Annotated in this window: 16 protein-coding genes; 9 read left to right on the forward strand and 7 right to left on the reverse strand. The window is 43.6% G+C overall.

Annotation, left to right across the window (positions count from 1 at the left end; translation table 11 throughout):
- The first annotated feature begins 67 nt into the window (after positions 1-67).
- Positions 68-1393, forward strand: a complete 1326-nt coding sequence (locus IEW05_RS03855) for an aminotransferase-like domain-containing protein (protein ID WP_194434087.1) — start codon at positions 68-70, stop codon at positions 1391-1393.
- Between the two features lie 33 nt (positions 1394-1426).
- Here IEW05_RS03855 and IEW05_RS03860 read toward each other — a convergent pair whose 3' ends face one another.
- Complete coding sequence (locus tag IEW05_RS03860) at positions 1427-2182, reverse strand: DUF2161 domain-containing phosphodiesterase (protein WP_188536007.1); 756 nt, start codon at positions 2180-2182, stop codon at positions 1427-1429.
- Between the two features lie 501 nt (positions 2183-2683).
- On the opposite strand from IEW05_RS03860, the gene IEW05_RS03865 reads away from it, so the two are divergent.
- Positions 2684-4579 (forward strand): PrkA family serine protein kinase, encoded by a 1896-nt coding sequence (locus IEW05_RS03865; RefSeq protein WP_188536009.1) that lies wholly within the window; start codon positions 2684-2686, stop codon positions 4577-4579.
- 83 nt (positions 4580-4662) lie between these two features.
- On the opposite strand, the gene IEW05_RS03870 is transcribed toward IEW05_RS03865, so the two are convergent.
- The 3 genes from IEW05_RS03870 to yhbH form a co-directional block, all read right to left on the reverse strand.
- Positions 4663-5637 carry an aldo/keto reductase gene (locus IEW05_RS03870; RefSeq protein WP_188536011.1) on the reverse strand — a complete coding sequence of 325 codons (975 nt, stop codon included), beginning with the start codon at positions 5635-5637 and terminating at the stop codon, positions 4663-4665.
- Between the two features lie 374 nt (positions 5638-6011).
- Positions 6012-7442, reverse strand: coding sequence for a SpoVR family protein (locus IEW05_RS03875; RefSeq protein WP_188540713.1), 1431 nt, complete (start codon positions 7440-7442; stop codon positions 6012-6014).
- Between the two features lie 8 nt (positions 7443-7450).
- Positions 7451-8614 (reverse strand): sporulation protein YhbH, encoded by a 1164-nt coding sequence (yhbH, locus tag IEW05_RS03880; protein WP_188536013.1) that lies wholly within the window; start codon positions 8612-8614, stop codon positions 7451-7453.
- 292 nt (positions 8615-8906) lie between these two features.
- Between yhbH and IEW05_RS03885 the strand changes: the two genes are divergently transcribed.
- Positions 8907-10268 carry an MATE family efflux transporter gene (locus tag IEW05_RS03885; protein WP_373285776.1) on the forward strand — a complete coding sequence of 454 codons (1362 nt, stop codon included), beginning with the start codon at positions 8907-8909 and terminating at the stop codon, positions 10266-10268.
- A 70-nt stretch (positions 10269-10338) separates the two neighbouring features.
- On the opposite strand, the gene IEW05_RS03890 is transcribed toward IEW05_RS03885, so the two are convergent.
- Positions 10339-11193: a DegV family protein gene (locus IEW05_RS03890; protein WP_188536016.1), complete on the reverse strand. Its 855-nt coding sequence runs from the start codon at positions 11191-11193 to the stop codon at positions 10339-10341.
- Between the two features lie 75 nt (positions 11194-11268).
- A complete protein-coding gene (locus tag IEW05_RS03895) occupies positions 11269-12126 on the reverse strand; it encodes a DegV family protein (RefSeq protein WP_188536018.1) in 858 nt (285 codons plus the stop codon).
- 199 nt (positions 12127-12325) lie between these two features.
- Between IEW05_RS03895 and IEW05_RS03900 the strand changes: the two genes are divergently transcribed.
- The gene (locus tag IEW05_RS03900; protein WP_188536021.1) at positions 12326-12706 is read left to right on the forward strand and encodes a DUF423 domain-containing protein; all 381 of its coding nucleotides are present in this window, start codon (positions 12326-12328) and stop codon (positions 12704-12706) included.
- Positions 12707-12796: 90 nt separating this feature from the next.
- Here IEW05_RS03900 and IEW05_RS03905 read toward each other — a convergent pair whose 3' ends face one another.
- Entirely contained in the window at positions 12797-13351 is a 555-nt protein-coding gene (locus tag IEW05_RS03905) for a hypothetical protein (RefSeq protein WP_188536023.1), read from the reverse strand.
- Positions 13352-13731: 380 nt separating this feature from the next.
- On the opposite strand from IEW05_RS03905, the gene IEW05_RS03910 reads away from it, so the two are divergent.
- From IEW05_RS03910 to sufU, 5 genes are all read left to right on the forward strand, one after another.
- Positions 13732-14205, forward strand: a complete 474-nt coding sequence (locus IEW05_RS03910) for a Dps family protein (RefSeq protein WP_188536025.1) — start codon at positions 13732-13734, stop codon at positions 14203-14205.
- A gap of 306 nt (positions 14206-14511) precedes the next feature.
- Positions 14512-15294, forward strand: a complete 783-nt coding sequence (gene sufC / locus IEW05_RS03915; RefSeq protein ID WP_188536027.1) for a Fe-S cluster assembly ATPase SufC — start codon at positions 14512-14514, stop codon at positions 15292-15294.
- An 18-nt stretch (positions 15295-15312) separates the two neighbouring features.
- The gene (sufD, locus tag IEW05_RS03920) at positions 15313-16614 is read left to right on the forward strand and encodes a Fe-S cluster assembly protein SufD (RefSeq protein WP_188536029.1); all 1302 of its coding nucleotides are present in this window, start codon (positions 15313-15315) and stop codon (positions 16612-16614) included.
- Positions 16611-17825 (forward strand): cysteine desulfurase, encoded by a 1215-nt coding sequence (locus tag IEW05_RS03925; RefSeq protein ID WP_188536031.1) that lies wholly within the window; start codon positions 16611-16613, stop codon positions 17823-17825. The genes sufD and IEW05_RS03925 overlap by 4 nt, the downstream gene beginning before the upstream one ends.
- Complete coding sequence (sufU, locus tag IEW05_RS03930) at positions 17825-18250, forward strand: Fe-S cluster assembly sulfur transfer protein SufU (protein ID WP_188536033.1); 426 nt, start codon at positions 17825-17827, stop codon at positions 18248-18250. The genes IEW05_RS03925 and sufU overlap by 1 nt, the downstream gene beginning before the upstream one ends.

Here is an 18250-nt window from a genome sequence, read left to right on the forward strand (position 1 = left end):
AAGAGAGATTTAATCCTGGGAGATTATGTTTGCCGTGGAAATTTGTCCTGCTGTACAATCGCTTTAAATGAAGCAATCGAAGGTGGGTGAGAACATAGTGGAAGTATGGTTACGAGAATTTATACAGAGGTTACCATTGGGGTTTGGGAAGGATGTTGATACACCTTTCGTAAATGAAGGCTATATTTCCTTTGCGCAGAGGCAAGGCGATGGAGGAACGGGAACGGGTTCTTGGCGTGAGCTAGCAGAAGAGGCAAGAAAATCAACGTTGTCGGTGAAACAAGAGGCTTCAACGAGTCGGAAGAAGAGGGAACGAGAAGCTGAACAGGGATATTTACCTTTACGACAATGGTTAGTGAAAGCTTATGCTGAAGCTGAGGGAGCGGAAGAGGAGAATGCTCCAGATCATTTCATATTAGTAGATGATGCTGGAGAAGCGTTACATTTGTTGCTTCGTTCTTTGGTGAAGCCAGGTGAAGTGGTCCTGGTAGAGACGCCTGCTTCGCCTGAAGCTTTGGCAGAGATAAGCAGTTATGGTGCAATAGCAGTTCAAGTAGCTTGTGATCACGACGGTATGTTGCCCGTAGATGTGCAGAAACAGATGAATGGACATAAGCCGGTATTCGTGTATGTAACACCACATTATTCGAATCCATCGGGTACAGTATGGAGCCTGGAACGTAAGCTAGCTCTCCTTGAGATATGTGAGGCGAATGGAGTCTTCATCGTTGAAGATGACACGGCGGGAGCAGTACCCTTTCAATCATTACAAGAAGTCAATGAAGAGAGGGGTAAGAATCAAGTTTCCATCTCATTCTATCGCATATGTCAGATGCAGGAGAAGCATGAAGGGAAACTGAGGGTAGGAGTACTGAGTATAGGCGCTTTTGAGGGTACGCTGTTTCCAAATTTACCGCTGGCTTGGATTCGTGGTGAACCGAAAGAGATTCATTCTTTGTTGGATGTGAGGTTAGCAGGGCCGGTTTCCCTTAGGAAAATCGAGCGGGAACAAACGCTTCACACGCTGCTGGAAATGCCGTCCTTCAATTGGCGCGATCATGCCGTGCATGTAGAGGTTGAATATGCTGCAAGGCGTAAGCTGATGCTGGAGCTGCTGAGTGAGCCAGCCTGGAAGGGAACTGAGGTTATTGACCCCGGAGGTGGTCTATTCCTCTGGCTGCGCCTTCCAGCAGGTCTGAGCTCCGAAGCATTGCTACGTGCGTCTCTGCTTCAAGGCGTAGCCTTCGTGCCTGGTGTGCGCTGCTATGCAAGTGAGCCGGACACCGCTAGGCTCCGGCTCACATTTGCAGCGCAGCCCGAAGCGCAGCTGCGTCAAGGCATGGCCGTGATTGCGGGTGCAATCACGGAGTTCACAGCGCGCGCCGCCGAATGAGGCGCGCGAGACAGGCAAGAGCCGCCGCAGTCGTCAGTTCTCCGGCGGCTCTTGCCCTTCGGCAGCGGCGGCGGTCCGCTGCCAGCCTGCCACCACGGCGGCGTACTGCGCTAGCCCCTCGACGCCTTCCGGCGTCAAGGTGTAGCGTCCGCGCGCCACGCGGTGGAACCAACCATAATAATTGTGCTGCAGAATGGCAGCAGCATTACCGACCCCGCTCTGATCACGAATCTGTCGCGGACTCATTTCTACACCAACTTTGAGTGCAAGCGCAACGCGTAGTGCTTTTTCGCGATAGGATGTCATCAGCTTGGTGCCATGGCTACCCCCAACATTGTAATCACCGCTACGTTCATTAAATTCGTACAGCAAACGCTCTGAACGTTTTTTGGTAATTTTCCGCGACGAACCATTCGTAACTTCCCCAGGAGAGCATAAAATTTCGACAAATGGACTTTTTGTCTTGAACAGCGTGATCGTAATTAGCCCTAGGCCTAGACGTCGGCACAACCCGGTAAGATCACCCCAACGCTGGTTATGCGCCCCTTTCTTCGAACGGTTACGTTCAACGGCCAGATAGACTTCTTGACTGAGTTTCTGTCTCTCCAAGCCTTGCAGCAGCAAGGGAAGGTTAAATGTCTTCTTAATCTCCACAATGAGTGGGTGCTGGCGATCAGGATGAATACCAACTAGGTCACAGTGTTTGACCTCACCCCGGACAACATATCCCCGTTCCTCAAAAAACACTTTAAGGGGGGCGTATAATTCGGTTTCATGCTGTACAGCCATGAGAATCTCCTTTTATTAGTAGTTCAAAAAGTCATCTTTTGATCACGGAGGGTTTCAAGAAGTTTATTCGACTTCGAATCTTGAATTCAGCCGGGCCATGCATATGCTTACGGGGTATGTTTCCTACGAAACATTTTAGGTGCTCACGTAGGTTTTGCCTACGCTCCGCACCACAATCCCTAGCTTTATTCAACCTTCTGAGGCGTTTGGAAAAAACGCTACTTCGTAAGCTTAAGCTCTGGTGCTGAAAAGCCGACTTTTTGAACACGTATTTTTATTTTCCACTTTTCTTAAAGTCTGCTGGTTTCGTTACTTCCCGTTTTATTTTGTCAAGCTTCGATTTTGGTTTTGAGCCTGAAAAAATGGTCAACTTCTCTACACAAGTCGCATAGTTATGTAATACACTTTACCATTTATTTAGCTCTACTCAGTTTAGCATGGATCACTATTTGTGGAAACGCGATACGCTTGCCCCAAGCGGGAGTATAGGAGGTACCGAACATGGATATTTTTGAACGTATAGCAGCCTATCGGGCGGAAAGTGATTCTCTGGCGTGGAGCGGCACTTTCAAGGATTATTTAAATTTGTTAGCCGAAGACCCTTCGCCAGCCATGACCGCTCATGCACGGGTGTACGAAATGATCGAGTCATACGGTGTAGAGGAAGTGAACGGTCGGAAAAGGTATAAATTTTTTGAACAGGAAATATTCGGTCTGGACCGGGCTGTTGAGAAATTGGTTGAAGAGTATTTCCATTCTGCTGCCCGGCGTTTGGATGTACGCAAACGGATCCTATTGTTAATGGGTCCGGTCAGTGGTGGTAAGTCAACATTAGTAACATTGCTTAAGCGAGGATTAGAGAAGTTCTCTCGAACGGAAAAAGGGGCTGTGTATGCGATTGCCGGTTGCCCGATGCATGAGGACCCACTCCATCTTGTTCCGCATGAGCTTAGGTCTGATGTAGAAAAAGCACTAAGTGTGCGAATCGAAGGCAATTTATGTCCCGTTTGTCAAATGCGGTTGAAAACCGAATATGAAGGTAACATCGAAAATGTGATGGTAGATAGGGTACTGCTGTCTGAAGATAGTCGAGTAGGGATCGGAACCTTCAGTCCCTCAGATCCGAAGTCGCAGGACATTGCCGATCTGACAGGAAGTATCGATTTCTCAACCATTACTGAATATGGTTCGGAATCAGACCCACGTGCTTACCGTTTCGACGGGGAACTAAACAAAGCAAATCGGGGATTAATGGAATTTCAGGAGATGTTAAAGTGTGACGAGAAGTTTCTGTGGAACCTGCTCTCTCTAACGCAGGAAGGTAATTTTAAAGCGGGTAGATTTGCTTTAATTAGCGCGGATGAATTGATCATTGCGCACACGAATGAATCAGAATACAAATCTTTTATTGCGAATAAGAAAAATGAGGCGCTACAGTCGCGGATGATCGTTATGCCTATTCCTTATAATCTCAAAGTATCTGAAGAAGAGAAGATTTACGCCAAGCTGATTGGTCAAAGCGATATGAATCATATCCACGTGGCCCCGCATGCACTGCGTGCGGCAGCGATCTTCTCTATTTTGACTAGGCTTAAGGAAACGAAGAAGCAAGGAATGGATCTAGTCAAGAAGATGCGGTTATATGATGGTGAGGAAGTTGAAGGTTACAAGGATGCTGATTTGAAGGAATTACAAAATGAATACTTGGATGAGGGAATGTCTGGCGTCGATCCACGTTACGTCATTAACCGAATTTCTAGTGCCTTGATTAAGCAGGACCTGCAGTGTATGGGGGGACTTGATATCCTCCGTGCGATTAAGGATGGTTTGGATCAACATGCATCCATAACAAAGGAAGAGCGCGAACGTTATCTGAACTTTATTAGTATTGCACGTAAGGAATACGATGATCTGGCGAAAAAAGAAGTACAAAAGGCTTTTGTATACTCGTTCGAAGAGTCGGCTAGAACACTATTCGAAAATTATCTCGATAATATCGAAGCATTCTGCAACTGGACTAAGATTCGTGATCCACTGACGGATGAGGAGCTCGATCCAGATGAGCGGCTTATGCGATCGATTGAAGAACAGATTGGAATTTCAGAGAATGCCAAGAAAGCGTTCCGCGAAGAGATTTTGATCCGTATATCTGCTTATTCTCGTAAAGGACGTAAGTTCCAATACGATCATCATGACCGACTGCGCGAAGCCATCGAGAAGAAGTTGTTCGCTGATCTGAAGGATATTGTAAAAATAACGACTTCAACTAAAACACCAGATGAGAATCAGCTAAAACGTATAAATGAAGTTAGCAAACGACTCATGGATGAGCATGGCTATTGTCCGGTTTGTGCTAATGAGTTGCTCAGATATGTGGGAAGCTTGTTAAATCGTTAATTGAAACTGTTATCTCATGGAAAATAAAAAATTAGCCCTTCTCACGGTAATAAACCGTAAGAAGGGCTTTTCCTCTTGTACCTTTAAGGTAGGTTTCTGCCTAGTGCACTTGTGTAGAGCGTATACCACTCATCACGTGTAAGACGTAAAGTAGTGGCGTCCTTACATGAACGAATTCGAGCAGGGTTAATCGTCCCAATGACGGGTTGAATACCAGCAGGGTGGGTCATCAACCAAGCCAGCACAATGGCTTCAGCTGTTGTATCTTTCTCGTTGGCCATTTGCTCAACGAGCTTCGCTGTATTGACAACACGTTCAGGCTGGCCATCAAGTGAGCGGCCGGATAAATATCCTTGAGCAAGTGGACCCCACGATTGAAGCTGAATATTCTCCAAGCGGCAATACTCCATGGTTCCTTCCGGAAATACATTGTCTCGGGCGGCTTCTTGATTTACCGTAATGGCGGTATCTACGAAACCAGATTTGAGCAGACTCATCTCCAATTGGTTAGCAATGAATGGTTCATCACTGTATGTTTGTAGCAGCTTAATTTGGCTATGGCTCATATTGGACACACCGAAGTGGCGCACTTTACCTGAAGCTTTAAGCTGATGGATGGCGCTGGCCACTTCCTCAGGGTCAACAAGAGGGTCGGGACGATGTAAGAGCAGAATATCGAGATATTCTGTTCCTAGGCGTTCAAGGATGCCGTCAACGCTTTGCAGGATATATTTCTCTGAGAAGTCGAATTGGTGAGGGCTTGTACCTTGTGGAAAGCGAATTCCACATTTGGATTGCAGAATGATTTGCTCACGCAAACTTGGTCGCTCTTTCAATAGTTGACCGAAAACGCGTTCCGCTTTACCTTTGGTGTATATGTCAGCATGATCAAACATATTGATGCCAATTTCTAGTGCTGTTTCAAGGGCATCTTGACCTTCCTTGTAATGTTGTTCTGTAATAGGACTTTTATCATCCCAGTCTCCGCCTAATCTCATGCATCCGAGAACGAGTTGACTAGCTTGAATGCCACGTTTTTGGAATGGAATCGGTTTCATTTGTATGCCTCCATCAGATAGTTAATATGATCAAATAAAGTTGTGACTCAAAATCAAAATCGGTGTTTGACAAAATAAACGGGAAGAAACGTTACGTTTTGGAGGATGTTTCCCTCGCTGTTAAATGAGAATTTCCTTATTATACGATTGTAGTGGTTGAAATTCTCATTTAAAGGCGAACGCTTCGCTTGTCCACATTCCTCCAAAACTCCACTCGTATATGGGTTCTTGTCAACCAATGATTTCAAGGATGAGCCCCAATTATGACTCCTCTTATTATAGATGGAGTCTATACTGAATTGGAAGGGTTGAACTTAAAGATCCCGTTACCCCAGTCATAGACATGGAGCCGGGATCTTTATGGTTGTTATTCCTTACATGATCTTACGATAGTGTTTCTCGCCATCATAACTGAAAAGCGCCTTCTTATTTTCAACAATCGTCTCTAAATGGACGGTTTTTCCCCAGAGACGATATACGTAAGGGAGGGTGCGTTCTAGGTATTTTAAATCAAGCTCAATGCCTTCATATTGATGTTTGAGTACTAATTCACCATTACGAAGATGATCCCCATCCTGGACTACGATGTAGGGTGAACCTCCGTTGACACGAGAGGCGACAAGTTGATCGCGAATATTCTCCCATGACTTATCGGTGATTTTCCATTCTGGACCTTGTTTCTCAAAGATATATAGGTCCAGGTCGGTGACCAATTTCTTTGTCAGATAGCTACGGAGAAAGGAAGTGTCTCCATCCATCTCTCGTACCTCGAAGATTTTCTCTCTTCCAAGGCCCGGCTTACGTCCCAACCTACGCTGTTCTTCCTCTGTAGGATGATCCCAGCGGCGTTCGATGTCTTCGAATATTTTGAGTCCCAAATAATAAGGATTAAGACTCTGTTGCGAAGGCTGCACGACAGCAGAGTTGAGCTTGGCGAATTCAATGGTTTCTTCGCTGGTCAAATCTAGCTCACGCAGGATGCGTTGATGCCAATAGGAAGCCCAGCCTTCGTTCATGATCTTCGTCTCCATTTGCGGCCAGAAGTACAGCATCTCTTCCCGAAGCATGCTCATGATATCTCGTTGCCAATCTTCAAGAATCTCTGAGTATTCCTGAATGAACCAAACGATGTCCTTTTCGGGTTCAGGAGGAAAGGTTGGGATCTTAGTTTGTGGTTCCTTGATAGGTGACGGGTTCTTTAGATCATCAAGCGACCATAAATCATCATATTTACTATTCGTAGGCTTTTTAGGGCCTCCTTCTTTGGCTTGGGCAAGCTGTTCTTCTACTTTTTTACGTTTATCATGTCGTTCTGGCTTGATGAGTCTTGGATCAACATGTTCTTGAATACCCAGTACGGCATCAATGAAAGTTTCCACGGTGCTGGCACCATAGAGTAACTCGTATTGAGAGATTCGCTGGGCTGTTGCAGACATGCTCTCTACCATATCTCGGTTGGTGGCCGAGAAGCGGAGATTATTCTTGAAGAAATCACAGTGGGCCAATACATGAGCTACGATTAGTTTGTTCTGGATCAGAGAGTTCCCATCGAGTAAGAATGCATAACATGGATTGGAGTTAATGACGAGCTCATATATTTTGCTAAGACCAAGATCATATTGCATCTTCATCTTATTGAACATTTTTCCGAAGCTCCAATGGCTAAATCGGGTAGGCATGCCATAGGATCCAAACGTATAAATGATATCAGCCGGACATATCTCGTAACGCATCGGATAATAATCAAGACCAAAGCCATCCGCGATTTCCATGATCTCGGCTATGGCGTATTCCAGTTGCTCCATTTCTCCCTTCACAGTGCAGCGTCTCCTTCCCGCTTATGGAAAAATTGCCGAAGCGCTTGATATACCTCGCCTTTTTCTTTAATTACGTAATAAACAAATCGTTCGTGTTTGAGGTTACGATAAGCGGACATTAACGTACTTCCACGATTGTATTGATTTACTTCTCCGTACCCGAACATATTACAGCGTTTTAGAAGCTCATCAATCAGCCGGATGCATCGCTCATTGTCTGAAGTCAGGTTATCCCCATCTGAGAAGTGAAAAGGGTAGATGTTGTAAGCAGAAGGAGGGTAACGAGAATCGATGATGTCTAATGCTTTCTGGTAAACGGAAGAGCAAATCGTACCGCCACTTTCGCCACGGTTGAAGAAGTCTTCTTCGCTAACTTCACGCGCCTCCGTGTGATGTGCTAAAAAGACGATTTCGACCTTCTCATATTGTTGACGCAAAAACCGGGTCATCCAGAAGAAGAAACTACGCGCACAATACTTTTCGAAGGCTCCCATTGATCCTGAAGTATCCATCATGGCAAGGATAACCGCATTTGATTTTGGAACGACAACATCTTCCCAAGTCTTGTAGCGGAGATCGTCTGGTGAGATACCGTGAATACCAGGAATCCCCTCACGTGCGTTACGGCGTAGATTCTCTAGTATCGTTCGCTTCTTATCGATGTTCGACATGATACCCTTTTTGCGAATGTCATTGAAGCGGTAGGAAATGGTTTCGAGTTCATCCTTTTCTTTCTCCTGAATAAAGGGAAGCTCTAAATCGGCAAATAACAACTCTTCTAAATCTTCAATATTTACTTCGGCTTCCATATAATCGTGACCAGGTTGATCTCCCGCTTTACCACCTTTCCCGGAATCCTTAGGACTGTCTTGGGCTAGGACGTCACCAACCTCGCTGTCACCATTACCTTGCCCGACATGCTTATGCTTCTGGTAATTATGGATGAAGCGGTATTCCTCCAAATTTCGAAGGGGTATCTTGATGATCTTCTTCCCGTCAGACATGATGATGTTCTCCTCGGTGACGAGATCCGGGAGATTCTGTTTGATGACTTCGCGTACTTTCTCCTGATGGCGCTGCTGGTCTTGATATCCTTTACGGTGCAGCGACCAATCTTCCTTTGAGACAACAAAATTATATGGTTTTGGTGAAGACGGCATGGTTAGCACCTCCCTATATGCATAACAGAGAACCGTGAAGTGGATGTAAATAAAGTATATTCACGCAAGGGGACGATATGTGAGGAAATCTGGTGGAAACTTGTTCAGCGGGGAGCTCGTAGAGCTTTTAATACGTGTCGTAGTCATAAAAGGAGTACTTATGAAATGTTTATATTCGACAAAATTCCCCTTACATCGGCATAGCTCAGGTGATACGATGTTTATCGTACATTGTGCAAACGTTTGAACTGTAATGCTATATCTGTGTAACTATATGAAGGATGTGAATTACTTGCAGAGCAACGTAAAAAGAGATTTCTATAAAAATGTCTATAAAATTGCTGTTCCAGTAACAATGCAGAGCCTGATCATGGCATTACTTTCTTTAACGGATCAGTTAATGGTGGGTCAACTTGGAGATGTAGCGATTGCCTCCGTTGGGATGTCCACTAAGATCTATGGGATAATATCGGTCGTATTAGCAGGACTAGCAGCGGGAGTCTCGATCTATGCAGCACAATTTTGGGGGAAGCAAGATCGGAAGAGTATATCACAGCTACTGGGTATCGGCTTATTCTGTGGATTTATTTTGTCATTCTTATTCACTCTACTGGTCTATTTCAAGCCAGAGTTATGTCTCAGTATGTTCACAACAGATGAACGTGTCATTGGGGATGGATTTATCTTTCTGCAAATTGTTGCACTTAGCTATGTACCAACTATGTTGACGATGATGTACTCGGCAATACTTCGAAGTACGACTCATGTAAAATTGCCGATGTTTGTTAGTTTATTTACGGTATGCCTTAATATTGTATTGAACTATCTATTAATTTACGGAAATTTTGGTTTTCCTGAATGGGGACTAAAGGGTTCTGCAGTTGCCACGCTAATATCGAGGTTCATAGAATGTATAATAATCATTAGTGCGGTTTACATCTATCGGCTTCCGGGTTCGGTCGACTTCAAAAATCTATTTGGAGCAGGCAAACCGTTGGTGTCCAAATTTTTTCAAACTACCTATCCCATCATTCTTACTGAACTAATATGGGTACTTGGCGAGACCGTGTATGCGATTATTTACAGTAGGATGGGAACAGCGGAGATGACAGCCATGACGATTACTTTTCCGCTCCAAGGGTTAAGTATTGGATTATTATCTGGATTGGCTAGTGCAGGTGCCGTTATGGTTGGAAATAAATTAGGCGCTGGTGAAGAGAATCTAGCTCAGCAATATGCCAAGAGTTTTATTTCTTTAGGAATAATAATTTCTTTGGGTGTAGGGTTAGTTATTGCGTTGGCAGCTCCGCTATATGTATCGGCATTCCATGTTTCCGATGATGCCCATCAATTAGGAATTTATCTCGTCTGGGTATTTGCCGGATTCCTATGGGTGAAGGTAGCGAACATGATTATGGCTGGAGGGATCCTGAATAGTGGGGGCGACAGTAAATTTGTATTTGCCATGGAGTCCACGGCTACTTGGTTGATCGGAGTTCCATCCGGGCTATTATTATCCTTTGTCTGGAAGCAACCGATCTTTCTCGTCTATTTGGTATTGTCACTTGAGGAGGTAGTTCGCTTCGGTTTTGGGCTGGCTCGGATACACTCAAGAAAGTGGATCAAAAATCTGGTCAAGGATCTCGTGGCATAAAACAAGAACAAGCTGCTCCCGAAGTAGAGGGGATCAGCTTGTTTGTTATTCATTATTTGATATCGGACATTTAACTGATAGCTTTGGTGTATAGAATACCGATTGTTCTAGCTCCACAGTGGCTTGAAATAACACAACCCGCGTTGGAGATGACAATATCTTTCGCGCCAGTGCCAGCTTGAAGGGCAGCTCTTAATTGAACAGCATCTTCGTCGGCTAAGGAATGAGTGATAAAGATAAGATCATTATCCATTTCAGCGACCCGCGTCATTACGTTTTGGACCAATTGGTTCAGTGCCTTCTCGCGGGGGCCTCGTATTTTGTATGCCGGAGTCATTTTCCCATCGATCACTTTGATTACAGGACGAATTTTGAGCAGGCTACCTACCAGATTCTGTAATCCGGAACAACGTCCACCTTTATATAAATAATCGAGCGAATCGATAACAAACTCAGTTTCTACGTGTGGCCGGACATCATCCAATAGCTTGATGATTTCAGGCACGCTCTTACCGTCGGCGGCAGCTCTTACTGCCTTCATGACTTGTAGCCCGATCCCCGTGGATAGATTTAACGAGTCAAATACAGTCACTTGCCCAGGATGAAATTCATCACTTGCGATAAGTGCATTCTGATAGGTGGAAGATAACTCCGATGATAAACTAATATACAGTATTTGTTGTCCCTGATTAATAAAGGGAGTAAATGCTTGGATAAAATCGTTTGGTGAAGGAGCAGCTGTTTTGGGCAGACGTCCTTGCTCTGTTACCTTACGATACAATTGCTCTGTCTCCAAATCAATGCCATCTCTGTAGGTCTCTTCATCAAACGTGACATAGAGTGGAACGATACCGATGTCATAATCTTGAATCCATGACGATGGGAGATCGCAGGTGCTGTCAGCAAATATTTTGATCCTTCCCATACGGCACCTCCTAAAAGTTTTGTTAGCATTACATCAAGGAAAATCTACGTTCAACACTTACTTCGAAAGCATTTTCTAGTGAGTTAGTTTCTTAGTGTACATGATGCCAATCGTGTGTGGGCCGCAATGGCTAGAAATAACACATCCAGCTTCAGCTACAGCCACTTCGCGTGCTCCGGTTTGCTCTCTAAGAATAGCAGCTAAACGCAGGGCTTCTTCTTCAGCATACGTGTGAACAACGATGATCAGATCATTATCCATCATATCTGTATTCGCTAACGTGTTGTCCAACATTTGCCCGACAGCTTTTTCTTTCTTACCACGTATTTTGTAGGCTGGAATGATTCCTCCATCCACAACTTTTAGTACGGGCCGGATTTGTAATAAGCTACCAATGAAATTTTGCATACCGGAGCAACGTCCGCCCTTATATAAATACTCTAGTGTATCAATTACAAACTCGGTTTCCACTAGCGGCCGATAGGCCTCCACCAGAGAGACGATTTCGTCCAGACTTTGGCCGGATTCTGCTGCTCTAGCTGCTTTCATTACTAATAGACCTATCCCGGAACACAAGTTGAGGGAATCAACGATACGCACTCGGTTCTCCGGATATTCAGCAGCCGCAATGAGAGCATTTTGGTAGGTGGATGAGAGCTCAGATGACAAGCTGATATATAGAATATCTTCTCCACGTTCAATATGCGGACCGAAGGCATCCATAAAGTCTTTCGGAGAGGGTGCTGTCGTCTTAGGCAAACGATCCGTTTTCTCTACACGTTGGTAAAGTTCGGCAGGGGTAATTTCGACGCCGTCCTTGAAGCTTTCCTCATCAAATACAACATACAATGGAATAACTCCAATGTTATATTGGTTAATCCATGATGCTAATAAATCAGAGGTGCTATCTGCAAATATTTTAACTTTTGACATGAGTATCTCCTTATATTCAGTTCGTCCAATTCCATTTTAGCAAAAAGTGAGCGGGTTAGCATCATTTTACTCAGGTTACCTCTCAAACTTTGATGATAAACATCACTTCCGCACAATTCTTAAATTTTGTAATAAAAAATCAGATTCGGATTGCATTTTAGATCTCTTTCTGGCAAAGTGATGGCAAGGAGGCGAAATTATGCAACGAAAATATATCAGTATTGGTACTATCTTAATGGCTATATCCGTAGCACTCGGCGCCTTTGGTGCTCATGTGTTGAAGTCTATTATTGATGAAAATGCACTGGGTACTTTTGAAACAGGGGTTCATTATCATATGATTCATGCCTTAGGTATCCTGATTGCCAGTTTGTTTGTAGGGCAGTGGGGAGAATCTCGTAAAATACTATGGGCGAATCGATTGTTCTTAATCGGTATAATCTTATTCTCAGGAAGTCTTTATTTGATGGCAATTACGGGCTGGAAATGGCTTGGTCCCATCACTCCACTTGGAGGGGTATCATTTATCGCGGGTTGGTTATTCTTAGCTTCGGCTGCGTGGACTAGACCTACGAAGTAGAGAAGTAATGTAGATAAAATAGCTTGTTAAATGAAGAGGCCCCTTAAAAGTAGAACAAACTACTTTTAAGGGGCCTCTTTTTGGTAAATGTTATGTTTCAATAAAATCGATAATTTCACTCAAGTTGAACGTATATACTTGCTTTTCATCCACATGATACACATTGATCGCATACGTTTCAGGAATAAAGTTTAAAATTCGGCAAGGTATACTTAGTCTGTCACCATTACGAGTGACAGATAATCTAATAAGTCTGTTCTCAGAGATATGTTTTTGAATCCATTCTCCAAATTCCCCATTGTTGGCCATGTGCGCAAAGTTATCACGAATAGGTTCAGCGCTCTTTGTTTTTACGGATAGTGGCTCTGGAATGACCCCAGGACTTTTCTTCTTATTCTGTGCGTTAGCATTTAATCGTTTGTAGGAGTTAGTAATCATCGTTTGCTTCTTAGCAGTTAATAGAGATTCAATGATTGAACCCAATTCGATTCCGGAGTTAATACGGTAATCAATTATATTCTCAGCGTTGTTGAGCAACTGTAATAGAGCTTGCAGTGCTAGTGCATTGGTCTTGTCCTTTACCAAAACTTCTATATTGAACAAATAACCCAATTCTTCAGTGTTGTTTTGATTATGAGTGTCCATATTTCCCCCAAAAAAATCGCAATTTCAGTAATTATTCAGTTAAGAGAATCATATCATGAATTCCTCAATTAATAATAGCACCGCTCGTATCACAATCATAGTCCCTAAGTCCCTCAAGAAGGATCATTTTTTCTTGGTAACGTTTTCGGCATTCTTATTTAGTTCAAAAGTTACATGGAAACAAGTCTTTTATATGATGAACCCCTAGTTCAAAAGTTTCCTAAATAGATAATTGGCGGAAGGTCGGGAAGATATAAAATGATCACTAACAGAAATTTGGCTAACAAATACCTGTTTTGCTGGGGAATAAATTGGGTAAATAGAATAAATAGGAACGGTTATACAATTGAAATCAAAATGGAGAAATGAGGGGTTTTATCATGGCAAAGACAGATTCAGGTTCTTCAAGTAAAGTGAGCACAACAAATCTAGAAAAAGTATTAGATGAACAAGTAGCTAACCTAAATGTGCTATACGTAAAACTTCATCATTATCATTGGTATGTTAAAGGTGAAAACTTCTACACATTGCATATTAAATTTGAAGAGTTGTATAACGAGGTCACAGAGATGATGGATGCTATCGCTGAGCGTATGCTCACCCTTAAAGGTAGTCCTGCGGCCACGATGAAGCAATATTTGAAGCTTGCTACGATCCAAGAAGCCTCAGGAAAAGAAGAAAGTCGGATGATGGTGCAAAATCTGATTGAGGACTTCGCTACATTATGTGAATCCTTCCATGAAGGAATTGAACTAGCTGACAAAAATAACGATCAAGTGACAAGCGACCTTTTGACAGGATTCGAAGGTGATCTTGAGAAACATATGTGGATGTTACGTTCATTTTTGGGATAAGTATGATCTAGGTTGATATTATTAATGAATAAAGTTGAATTAATACGGACTTAGTCAAGGAACATGGCTAAGTCTGTTATTCTGTCAATGAGTATTTATATAGTAAGAAGGTACTCTATACGTATAGGGACCATTGATTAAGGTAAAAAAGTAGGTTAGAATGGAATGAGAATCAGTGATAATCACTTAGAATTATTCTAATCTGATAATCATTATGGTATACTGTCTACAACTTCAGGGAGGTGTCCCTGTAACAATACACGTAATATCAAATAATTAATGACAATTTGGAGGGAGCTTTAAAATATGTCTACACATTTCGTTATTGAAGGACTTAAAGCGACAATTGAGGAGAAACAAATTCTCAAGGGTATCGATATTGAAATAAAGGGCGGCGAAATTCACGCGATTATGGGACCGAACGGAACTGGTAAAAGTACGCTCGCTTCCGCGCTTATGGGACATCCCAAATATGAGGTGACTGAAGGCACTGTAACTTTGAACGGTGAAGATGTTCTGGAGATGGCAGTAGATGAACGTGCTCGTGCAGGTCTATTTTTGGCCATGCAATATCCTAGTGAAATCGCTGGAGTTACTAACTCCGATTTTCTACGCAGTGCTATCAACGCACGTCGTGGTGAAGGAAATGAAGTATCTTTGATCAAGTTCATTCGACAAATGGAAGGCAAAATGAAGGAACTCGAAATGAATCCTGAATTTGCACACCGTTATTTAAATGAAGGTTTCTCCGGTGGGGAGAAGAAACGTAATGAAATTCTACAAATGATGCTGCTAGATCCTAAGATCGTCGTATTGGACGAGATTGATTCCGGTTTGGATATCGATGCCCTTCGGATCGTTGCTAATGGTGTAAATGCTATGCGTAGTGAAGATCGTGGCTTCCTTATTATTACCCACTATCAACGTTTGCTTAACTATGTAAAACCTGATTTCGTACACGTGATGATGCAAGGACGTATTGTTAAATCCGGTGGTCCGGAATTGGCTGAACGTCTGGAGCAGGACGGATACGATTGGATCAAAGAGGAACTAGGCATTGAGGACGAGACTGTCGGTCAAGAAGCTTAAGTGGAGGGAGAAATAGAGATGACTACACAAATACTTCTTCCGGTGGAATCAGACCAGCTTAAGAATATTTCATTAAGTAATGGGGAGCCAGCTTGGTTGACTGAGAGCCGAGTTAATGCACTTGGGCTTGCTACTGAACTGGATCTGCCGAAACTGGAAAAGGCGAAAATTGAACGTTGGGATATTCAAAATTACGGTGCTTTGCGTCAAGCTCGTCAAGAGACTTCGCAGCAACTTCCAGAGAGTGTGACTTCACTCGTTGATCTTGGGGATCAGAGCAATCTGATTGTACAACGAAATGGTGATGTCGTCTTTACACGGCTTTCTCCTGAACTGGCTGCAAAAGGTGTGATCTTTACAGATCTTGAAACAGCGGTTCGTGAGCATGGAGACTTGGTGAAATCCTATCTGCACACAGCGGTGAAAAGTGATGAGAACCGTCTTACAGCGTTGCATGCAGCGCTCTGGAACGGAGGAGTTTTCCTCTACGTTCCAAAAAACGTGGAGATTGAAACACCATTGCAAAGTATTTTCCTACTAGATGATACAAGCACGGTGTTCTCACCTCACGTTCTTATTGTGGCAGAGTCAAACAGCCGCGTAACCTACGTTGACAACTATATATCAAGTGAGTTTGGCGATAAGATCGTGCATAATGGCGCTGCAGAAGTATTCGTCAAATCAGGATCTAAAGTACAATTTGCTACCATTCATGAATTAAATGAGAATACAACGGATTTGATCTACCGCCGGGCCATTGTTGAGAATGATGGCAGCATTGAATGGATCGTTGGAGAAATGAACAATGGCGATGCTATGAGTGAGACTTTGTCTGTGCTTAAGGGCAATGGATCGACGTCTGATGCCAAAGTTATCGCTGTGGGTTCTGGATCACAGAAATTAAATCTTACGACCAAAGCCGTTCACTTTGGTAAGAGCTCAGATAGCCAGATGATTACTCGTGCTGTAATGCGTGAACAATCAACGGCGATTATTAATGGGATTACGAAGATCGAGAAAGGCGCGACCAAGGCTAATGGAGAGCAAACGGAAAAAGTATTAATGCTTAGTCCTAAAGCTCGTGGGGATGCAAATCCGATCCTTCTAATTGATGAAGATGATGTAACAGCAGGTCACGCAGCTTCCGTTGGTCAAGTGAATCCTGAACAAATCTATTATCTGATGTCGCGGGGGATTTCTAAGGAAGAAGCCGAACGATTGGTCATTTACGGTTTCTTAGCTCCTGTTGTCTCCGATATTCCACTTGAGCAATTGCAGAAGCAACTGCAGGAGTTGATCGAAAGGAAGTTAGGCCAATGAACGCCGAGCTGATCAAAGAGCAATTTCCTATTTTACATCAGGAGATTAATGGTCACCCTCTTGTGTATCTTGACAGTGCTGCCAGTTCGCAGAAGCCGAAAGTCGTATTAGAAGCGTTGAAGCACTATTACGAGTGGGATAACGCCAATGTTCATCGGGGTGTTCATACGCTAGGTAGCCGGGCTACGGATGATTATGAAGGCGCACGTGAGAAGGTGACTAAATTTATCGGGGCTTCCCACACGGAGGAAATTATTTTCACCAGGGGAACAACGACTGCTCTTAACATCGTGGCTTCATCCTATGGTCCAGCGGTGCTACAAGAAGGCGACGAAATTGTCATTACGCCAATGGAACATCATAGCAATTTGATTCCTTGGCAACAACTTGCGCTGAGAACCAAAGCTGTACTGAAATATATTCCTCTTCAGGCTGACGGTCATGTTGCACTTGAAGATGTTGAGAAGACAATTACAAACAGAACAAAAATCGTAGCTATCGCATATGTATCGAATGTGCTCGGTGTAGTGAATCCGGTGAAACAAATCGCCGAAATCGCTCATCGTCACGGAGCGGTCATCGTAGTAGACGGTGCTCAGAGTACACCGCATATGAAAGTGAATATGCAAGATTTGGACTGTGATTTCTACGCTTTTTCTGGTCATAAGATGTGTGCACCAACAGGTATTGGAGTATTATATGGTAAGAAGACTTTATTAGAGTCCATGGAGCCGGTTGAATTCGGCGGAGAAATGATCAATGATGTTGGTCTTTATGAATCCACGTGGAAAGAGCTGCCTTATAAATTTGAAGGTGGAACACCAATCATTGCTGGTGCCGTGGGTCTTGGGGCTGCGATTGATTTCTTGGAAGCTATCGGCATGGATGAAATTCATCGGCATGAAACGAAGCTCGCCATGTATGCGATGGACCGCTTGTCTGAAATTGAAGGGATCACTCTATATGGACCTCGCGATCGTGAGGTTGGTTTGGTCACATTCAATCTGATGGATGTTCATCCGCATGATGTAGCGACTGTATTGGATGCATCTGGCATAGCCGTTCGGGCGGGGCATCATTGCTGTCAACCGTTGATGCGTTGGCTGCAAGTTAACTCAACGGTGAGAGCCAGTCTTTATTTATACAATACAGAGCAAGACATTGATGCATTGGCGAAAGCTTTAATCCAAACAAAGGAGTATTTTGGATAATGCAACTTGACGATTTGTACCGCCGTGTAATTATGGATCATTATAAAACCCCACGTAATCGTGGAACATTCGATGACGAGACTTTGACGGTAGAGTTAAATAATCCGACTTGTGGAGATCGAATCTCCCTTCATCTTGTCATCGAGGACGATATCGTGAAAGATGCCCGGTTTACGGGAGATGGTTGCTCGATCAGTATGTCGTCTGCATCAATGATGACGGAAGCAGTTAAAGGTCGTACGTTTAGCGAAGCGATGGAACTGGCTGACCGGTTCTCCTGCTTAATGAAGGGTGAACCAGCTGAATTTGATGACTATGAAGACATCGAAGCACTGTCGGGTGTGAATAAATTTCCTGCCAGAATCAAATGTGCAACGCTGGCATGGAATGCGTTGAAGAAGGGCATTAACGAAGAATCAAAATAA

It is taken from the genome of Paenibacillus segetis (assembly GCF_014639155.1).
Classification (GTDB): Bacteria; Bacillota; Bacilli; order Paenibacillales; family Paenibacillaceae; genus Fontibacillus; species Fontibacillus segetis.